This window comes from Emticicia sp. (genome assembly GCF_049241225.1).
GTDB lineage: Bacteria > Bacteroidota > Bacteroidia > Cytophagales > Spirosomataceae > Emticicia.
On the sequence record NZ_JBMLRC010000213.1, the window covers coordinates 1 to 7175 of the forward strand.

General features: G+C 38.8%; 7 protein-coding genes and 1 pseudogene. 2 read left to right on the forward strand and 6 right to left on the reverse strand.

The features are described 5' to 3' along the window. On the forward strand, positions 1 to 1127 hold a 1127-nt coding region (locus ACOVO2_RS11795; RefSeq protein WP_421770168.1), incomplete at its 5' end, for an FGGY family carbohydrate kinase. Positions 1128 to 1295: 168 nt separating this feature from the next. On the opposite strand, the gene ACOVO2_RS11800 is transcribed toward ACOVO2_RS11795, so the two are convergent. After that, positions 1296 to 1871 carry a thymidine kinase gene (locus ACOVO2_RS11800; protein ID WP_421770169.1) on the reverse strand — a complete coding sequence of 192 codons (576 nt, stop codon included), beginning with the start codon at positions 1869 to 1871 and terminating at the stop codon, positions 1296 to 1298. Positions 1872 to 1999: 128 nt separating this feature from the next. Here ACOVO2_RS11800 and ACOVO2_RS11805 point away from each other — a divergent pair, with 128 nt between their 5' ends. Then, a complete protein-coding gene (locus tag ACOVO2_RS11805) occupies positions 2000 to 3256 on the forward strand; it encodes a hypothetical protein (protein ID WP_421770170.1) in 1257 nt (418 codons plus the stop codon). Positions 3257 to 3326: 70 nt separating this feature from the next. Here the strand turns inward: ACOVO2_RS11805 and ACOVO2_RS11810 are convergent, their stop codons facing one another. The 5 genes and pseudogenes from ACOVO2_RS11810 to ACOVO2_RS11830 all read right to left on the reverse strand — a co-directional run. Further along, the gene (locus ACOVO2_RS11810; RefSeq protein WP_421770171.1) at positions 3327 to 3959 is read right to left on the reverse strand and encodes a LysE family translocator; all 633 of its coding nucleotides are present in this window, start codon (positions 3957 to 3959) and stop codon (positions 3327 to 3329) included. 6 nt (positions 3960 to 3965) lie between these two features. Continuing rightward, positions 3966 to 4424: a hypothetical protein gene (locus tag ACOVO2_RS11815; protein WP_421770172.1), complete on the reverse strand. Its 459-nt coding sequence runs from the start codon at positions 4422 to 4424 to the stop codon at positions 3966 to 3968. A 37-nt stretch (positions 4425 to 4461) separates the two neighbouring features. Beyond that, positions 4462 to 5499, reverse strand: a complete 1038-nt coding sequence (locus ACOVO2_RS11820) for a Rieske 2Fe-2S domain-containing protein (protein ID WP_421770173.1) — start codon at positions 5497 to 5499, stop codon at positions 4462 to 4464. Positions 5500 to 5741: 242 nt separating this feature from the next. Then, on the reverse strand, positions 5742 to 6737 hold the full coding sequence (locus ACOVO2_RS11825; protein ID WP_421770174.1) for a 3-oxoacyl-[acyl-carrier-protein] synthase III C-terminal domain-containing protein: 996 nt from the start codon (positions 6735 to 6737) through the stop codon (positions 5742 to 5744). Further along, positions 6715 to 7175: pseudogene (locus ACOVO2_RS11830) on the reverse strand (hypothetical protein); the annotation flags it as partial. The gene ACOVO2_RS11825 and the pseudogene ACOVO2_RS11830, both read right to left, overlap by 23 nt.

Consider the following 7175-nt stretch of genomic DNA (forward strand, 5'->3'; position numbering starts at 1 on the left):
TTGGCGAAGATGTTTGTTTGAATCATTTGCTCAATTCGCCAGGAAATTTTACGGCTTCAAAGCTCGCTTGGGTAAAAGCTAACGAGCCACATATTTATGAGCAATGTGATAAAATCATGTTGCCAGGCGATTATATTGCCATGATGCTCACAGATGCTATCACGAGTTCAAACTCTGGACTTTCGGAAGGTATTTTCTGGGATTTCCAAGCCAATGAGGTTTCGGCGGATGTGATGGATTATTATGGTTTTGATGATAATTTGATTCCAGAAATAAAGCCAGTTTTCAGTAATCACGGTGAAGTAACGAGCGAAATTGCTCAACGTTTGGGCCTAAAAGCAGGAATTCCTGTAACTTATAAAGCAGGTGACCAACCAAATAACGCACTTTCGCTCGATGTTTTAGAACCTGGCGAAATTGCCGCAACGGCTGGAACTTCGGGCGTGGTTTATGCCGTAAGCGACCAAGTTTCGTATGACCCACAATCTCGTATCAATTCTTTTGCTCATGTCAATCATCAATTGACCGAAGAAACTACTCGCATCGGAATTTTACTTTGTATCAACGGAACGGGTATTTTGAACCGTTGGGTAAAAGAAAATTTCGGAAATAATCTGAATTACGTAGAAATGAACCAATTGGCGGCCCAAGCACCAATCGGTAGTAATGGACTTTTGGTAATGCCTTTCGGAAATGGTGCGGAGCGTCTGTTGAATAATCGTATTTTGGGAGCTTCGTTTCAAAACCTAAACTTTAATATTCATTCAAGAAGCCACATTTTCCGTGCCGCACAAGAAGGAATTGCATTTTCGTTACACTATGGTTTTGAACTCATGCAAGCTAACGGTGTAATTCCAAAGGTGATTCGTGCAGGAAACGCCAATATGTTTTTGAGCGATATTTTTAGCAATGCTTTGGTAAATGTAACCAACACGCCTGTTGAGTTATATGATACCGACGGAGCAAAAGGTGCGGCTCTCGGAGCAGGTTTTGGTGTAGGAATTTATAGCTCGCCAAAAGAAGCGATGAGCAAACTTACAAAACTAAAAGTTATCGAGCCAAATGCTGCTCAAGTAGCTGAATATCAAGCAGTTTATGAAGGTTGGAAGTCGATTTTAGAGAAATAAAACAAAAGCCCTCAATTGCCACCTGCTTTAGCTGGTGGATTGAAATAAAGAATCCTATTTAGGCTTTAGCCAAAACATTTGGCTAAAGCCTATTTTGTTTGTTGTTTTATATTATCCCCCAGCTAAAGCTGAGGGCAATTGATGAAATTGAAGCTAATCCAGTACCTTTCACCCCGCATGAAAACATTTCCTGCAGCGAGCTTCATATGAATCTAATTCTCCGAGCATTACTTGCTGCTCGTTGGCCACTTTTCGGTAAGAATAATTGGCAATATCGCCACAAACTACACAGATAGCGTGAACTTTAGTCACGTATTCGGCAATCGACATCAAAGCTGGCATTGGGCCGAACGGAATACCACGAGAGTCCATATCTAAACCCGCAATGATTACTCGCTTACCATTTTCGGCCAGTTTATTAACCACTTCCACAATTCCTCTATCAAAAAATTGAGCCTCGTCAATGCCCACAACTTCGCAGTCGGAGGTCATTAATAAAATCTCTTCGGAAGAATGTACAGGTGTAGAACGAATGGCCGTTTGGTTGTGCGATACTATATCAATTTCGTGGTAACGTACATCAATGGCGGGTTTGAAAATCTCAACTTTTTGTTTGGCAATTTTAGCACGTTTCAGTCGGCGAATCAGTTCCTCAGTCTTTCCCGAAAACATTGAGCCACAAACTACTTCAACCCAGCCAGTTTTTTGTTCGTGAATTCTGCCTCTTTTTGGTTCAATAAACATTATTTAATTATTTTTTTCGTTCTAATAAAAACTGGCAACAAAGTTGCGTTAAATTTGCTGTTAACTGTTGTTTAAAGTAGTGTAGTATAGCCAACCACTAATAAAATACAAAAAAAACGAATTTACTAATGTCGAACAAATTGAATTTGTCCGCCGTCGAACGGTATAGTAAGGCTTTTGCGGCCAAGGTATGTGATGATTTTTTTGCCCAGTATAGTAGTATAACAGGAAAGCAAATCCTTTCTCTGAGTACGCTTCAACAAGTCAATATGCTGACCATCAAGGCATTGTTTGACAAGTGGCAAGCTGAAACGCAACGTCTTCGTAGTCCGTATTTTGATTTTGGTGCTCCTGAGGTTCAGCAGGCACTTAAAATTTTCATGAATACAGTTTCACAACATATTTCAATAAAAAGAGAACATTTTGAGCCACTTTTGATCGACTCGGTAGGCGAAACACTAGTACTAATTCTCGAACCACAAACATTCTATAAGGAGCTGATGCGAGATTTGCCGAGTTTTAAATTTAGTCAAGAAAACATTCGTCCGCTTATAAAATATATTTTGATTAATAAGGACATCTTACCCAAATTGGCCGAAAAACTCAACGGTCAAGAGTTTGTTTTTGCTAATCAGGCCATGACCTGGCTCGAAGAAACTCCGTTGGCACTTGAAAAACCTGACCAATATTTAGCACAGTTGGCCGAAATCGTGCCGATTCCAGATGATTTAATTCCGAGTAAAGAAGCACCAAAGGTTATCGATCCTAATGCTTCCTTTTTTGATATTGTGGCTCCTGTGGCACAACCCAGACAAGAAGTAGCCCCCCAGCCAAGATACGAACCACAGCCAATCGTAGAAAGAGTGGTTGAAACTCCTGCTCCTATTATTGAACGAATAGTTGAGCCAACACCAGTGGTGATTGTGGAAAGGCATATTGATCCTGCCCCTGTAAGCGTACAGCAGCCTTCTCATTATGAGCAGCGAGTGGAAGCAATTGCCCCAAGAGTTAGCGAATCGGTGTTAGAGAAAGTAGCAATCAAAGAAGTTGAAGATATCAGACTCAATGAAAAACTTGCCAGCGAACAAAAATCGGTCAATGACCAAGCTCAATCGAGTAAATCGGTGCTGGATTATCACCAAAATTCACGCATCGAGGGTATTACGGGTGCAATTTCTCTTAACCAACGCTTTTTGTTTACGAATAATCTTTTCGGAGGGAATATTCAGGCTTTCTCACACGCACTCGAAGAGCTCGAACTTTGTAAAGATTTTGGTGAAGCCAAAGAATTGATTTTGAAAAAATATGTTCCTCGCTACATGTGGGATATCACAGGTGCAGAAGCCGAAGAATTTATTGATATTGTGAAACGTAGATTTAATTAATCTCGAAAATATAAAAAGGCCTTTCTTGTTCAGAGAAGGGCCTTTTTGATTGTAGTAACTTCGCAAGTTTTTATCTTTTCAATGCAATCTGCAAGCCTAAGCCTACTAAAACTGCTCCCGAAATTTTCCCTTGGATTTTCCAGAATTGCTGAAACTTGCTCAGTTTGGCAATTACTTTGCTAAAAAGTACGGCAATTAATATATTCACGACTGTTCCAGAAAAATTAAACCAAAGCCCTAAAAATAAGATTTGACCGCTTACCTGTTCGCTGCCATTTACTTGAATAAATTGAGGCAAAAAAGCCAAGAAAAAAAGCGAAACTTTGGGGTTGAGGATATTAGTAATGGTGCCTTGGCGTAGGATTTTTAGGTGCGTATTTTTATCTTGTTGATGCTGACTAAAAACCATCGTTGAAGGTTTCTCGATAAAACTTTTTATACCAATATAAATCAAATAGGCTGCACCAGCATACCGAATTATATTAAACAGAATCTCTGATTGTTGAATAACTACCGAAAGGCCTACAACTGAGGCAAAAGTATGCACGAAACAGCCCAATCCAATGCCTAAGGCAGCGTAAATGCCTGCTTTTGTACCATAACTAAGACTTCGTGAAATCACGAAAATCATGTCGTTGCCCGGTGTAATATTGAGCATCAAGGCTGCTAAGGCAAAGAGTAGAAAGTTTTGTAAATCGGGCATAGGAGGCTATTTTTTTAATCTTACGTATTTTTCAATGTTTAGTCGATTTATGCCTGCTTTTTCTACTTTTTCGATACCTGTTTGTATCAAAGTATCATTTTTGATGCTGACTGTGAATACAAAACTATTATTTTCCCAAGCTTTTTCTTTGTAGTATTCTAAGCGTTCGGTGTAGGTACTGTCTTGTAAAGTATAGCTGCCGCCACCCGCATCGAAAGCCGTTGAATCTTTGTTGTTAGGCAAGGCGTGTTTCAAAAACGCAAAGTGCGAATCGTTGATGATTTTGATGAAAGATACGTTTTCGGTATAAGACGTCACGGTGGTATCACCGTTTTCGATGATTGTTCCCGAAAGAAGTTTCCAAGTACCTTCGATAGGTAGTTTGTTTGATTGAGTCGTATCATTTTTGTTTGATTGACAAGCAATAAAAAGCAAACATAAAATAGGTAATAAATAGATTTTCATGGTAAATATAAGGTTGAGATTGAATTAAGTTATTTTATCACAAAGTCAAATCAATTTGTTGAGTGGTGGTTTCTTCTCTCGTTGGCAAATTATTAATCTTATTGTTTCTAATTTTCTTCACTTTGTTGTGCATGGCATCGTAATCAATGTTTTGGTCGGGTTTTTCTTTGAAAATCTGCATATTGGCAAACTGTTTCTGAGTAATGATAAAATCTTGTTTTAAAACCTTTTTTGCCAAAAATGGAATGACCAATTTTATCAGCGGATTGAACCACTTGAACTGAAACGATAGCCGCACAAATGCAATGGTTTTGCCATCTTGTAGAGGTGTGCAAGCAATAAAAGCTTGAAAACGATGGATTTTGTTGATATAATAATTGACCCTCACCAAATTAGGCATCAGAAACACATCGGTGTGCGAAACGCTCAAGTTTCCGCCCAGCATCCAATCAAGTCCTAAGCCAATTTTTTCGTTGGTTTCGGCGTAGTTGACATGTACGGTTTCGCTGGTTTGGGTAATCGTTATCGAGTGTTTTGTTTTTTTATCATTGTCTCTAATCAGTTTGTCATGCACCATTGGCGTGTGCGTAGCATCCATGAAGTTTTCTACCAAAAGCTCTTCGTTTGTTTCAAAAAGCATTGAAGTTTGGTAGTGTTTCCAGTTTTTGTCCGAGACTTCGCTCAGTGCTTCGGGCGATTTAGTTGGTGTATTTTCAGCATCTAAATATATCCAAATGAAGCCATTTTGTTCGATAATTGGGTAATTATCAACTTTGCACTTCATTTTATGAATCAAATGCTGAGAACTCGGAATATCAATCAATCGGCCTTCATTATTGTATTTCCAACCGTGATATTGGCATAAAACATGGTTTTGTGCAAAATCACAAACTTCTAAAGGGGCTTTTTTGTGCGAACAAACATCCAGCAAAGCATGAATTTTCAAGGCCTTATCTCTCCATAATAATACAGGAACTTGATAAAGGTTTCGCTTCAAAGATTTACCTTTTTCCAGTTCGCTCGATAAGGCAATGACATGCCAGTAGTTGATTAATCCCCCTATTTTATTGAACATTGTTTTGTGATTTGCAAAATTACTTTGTAGGTAAAAAACTGATGTTTTATGATTCTTCTTTGCCGTCTGCTTTAGCTGACGGATACTATAAAGAAAACAAAATCGGCTTCAGCCAAACTTTCTACTAAAGTCGATTTGGATATTACTCATTTTTCCCGTCAGCTAAAGCAGACGGCAATGAATTTATATTGATGTTGTTTTTCAACTTCTCTGGTAGTGAAATCTATTTTGATTTTATAAAACTAAAACCTCAATAAAAGCCCACCAATCGAAAAGCCCGCTGCTGTACCGATAATGAAACAAGTATCGCCTCGTTTGATTGAACCCGACTCAACTGCATCATGCAAAACCAGCGGAATGGAAGCGGCAATGCAGTTGCCGTAAGTAGCCAAATTTCCTAAAACTTGGTTTTCTTTTACTTTATATAAACTTGATAAAATTGAAACGCCCAGTTTTGAAGCTTGATGCGGAATGATGGCATCGGTTTCTTCCATTTTGATAGGTAAATCCTCGAAAAACGCATCAATGAAATCGGGCAAATGAGTTTTGGCCAAACGCAATAATTTTCGGCCATTCATGGCAAATGAGTGTATTTCGGGGTCGTAAGGATTGTCTTTGAAGAATAATTTCATGCCACCACCTTTGAAAGTTGAGTCATAAACGCCTTCCGAGTAAGTCTGCATGGTGCTTTTGAGGTAGGCCGAATCAGTATTGGGGTCGAATTGTAAAATGGCAGCTACCGCACCATCACCAAAAAGTGTTAAAGTCTCCCAATTGCTTGGGTTTATGCCTGTTGAAGCAATTTCACTGCTGACAATGACAATAGTTTTATACTTTTTCCCATCGAGTAAACTTGATGCAATCTCAAATGCACTCACAAAACTCAAGCAACTCGAATCGACATCCAAAGCAGGAATATTGACCTTCATTCCATCTTTAAGTTCACTTTTGATGATGCTCGATTGGCTCGGCAACGGATAATCAAAACTGGCACTTGCCGAAATCAGCATATCAATATCTTTCAGCTCCATTTGGCATTTTTCTAAGGCTTGCTCAATGGCTTTGGCTCCCATATAGCCAATCGACTCGAACGTAATATGATGCCGAGATTTTACGCCCGAATATTTCTCTGACCAACCTTGAGGAAGACCGTGTTTTTGTTCCAAATCGGCTGATGAAACTTCCTGTGGGAGATATTTCCCCAAACCGACTATTTTAATTGGTTTTCCTGACATCATTTTTTATTCTTCTAAGTTTTTGGCCTTTGAGGGTATGGTTATGGTTTGTTTGATTGATTTCAACCTCAAAAATATTACTTTTTTTCAGTAAATCTTGTATCGCTTTGCAAACCAGTTGAAATGCATCTTCGTGCTGACTTTTTATATAGAGCATTAAATGATTCGGCTCGGTTTGAATCAACGCATAATCACTGATGGTATTATCGGATAAAATAATGGCACGTCTGAAAAAATCAGGAAAGATTTTAACTTCCTGATTTTCAGTGTTTTTGAAAATCAAAATATCATCCGAACGCCCTTCGATGGCTTCGATCGCCAGCCATTTACTACCGCACGGACAGTTTGTTTTTTCTTGAATAATATCATTTAACTCGTATCGAATAATGGGCTGTGAACGTCGCCTCAAATCAGTGATAATTGGGTGAAATCTGCTTTGCT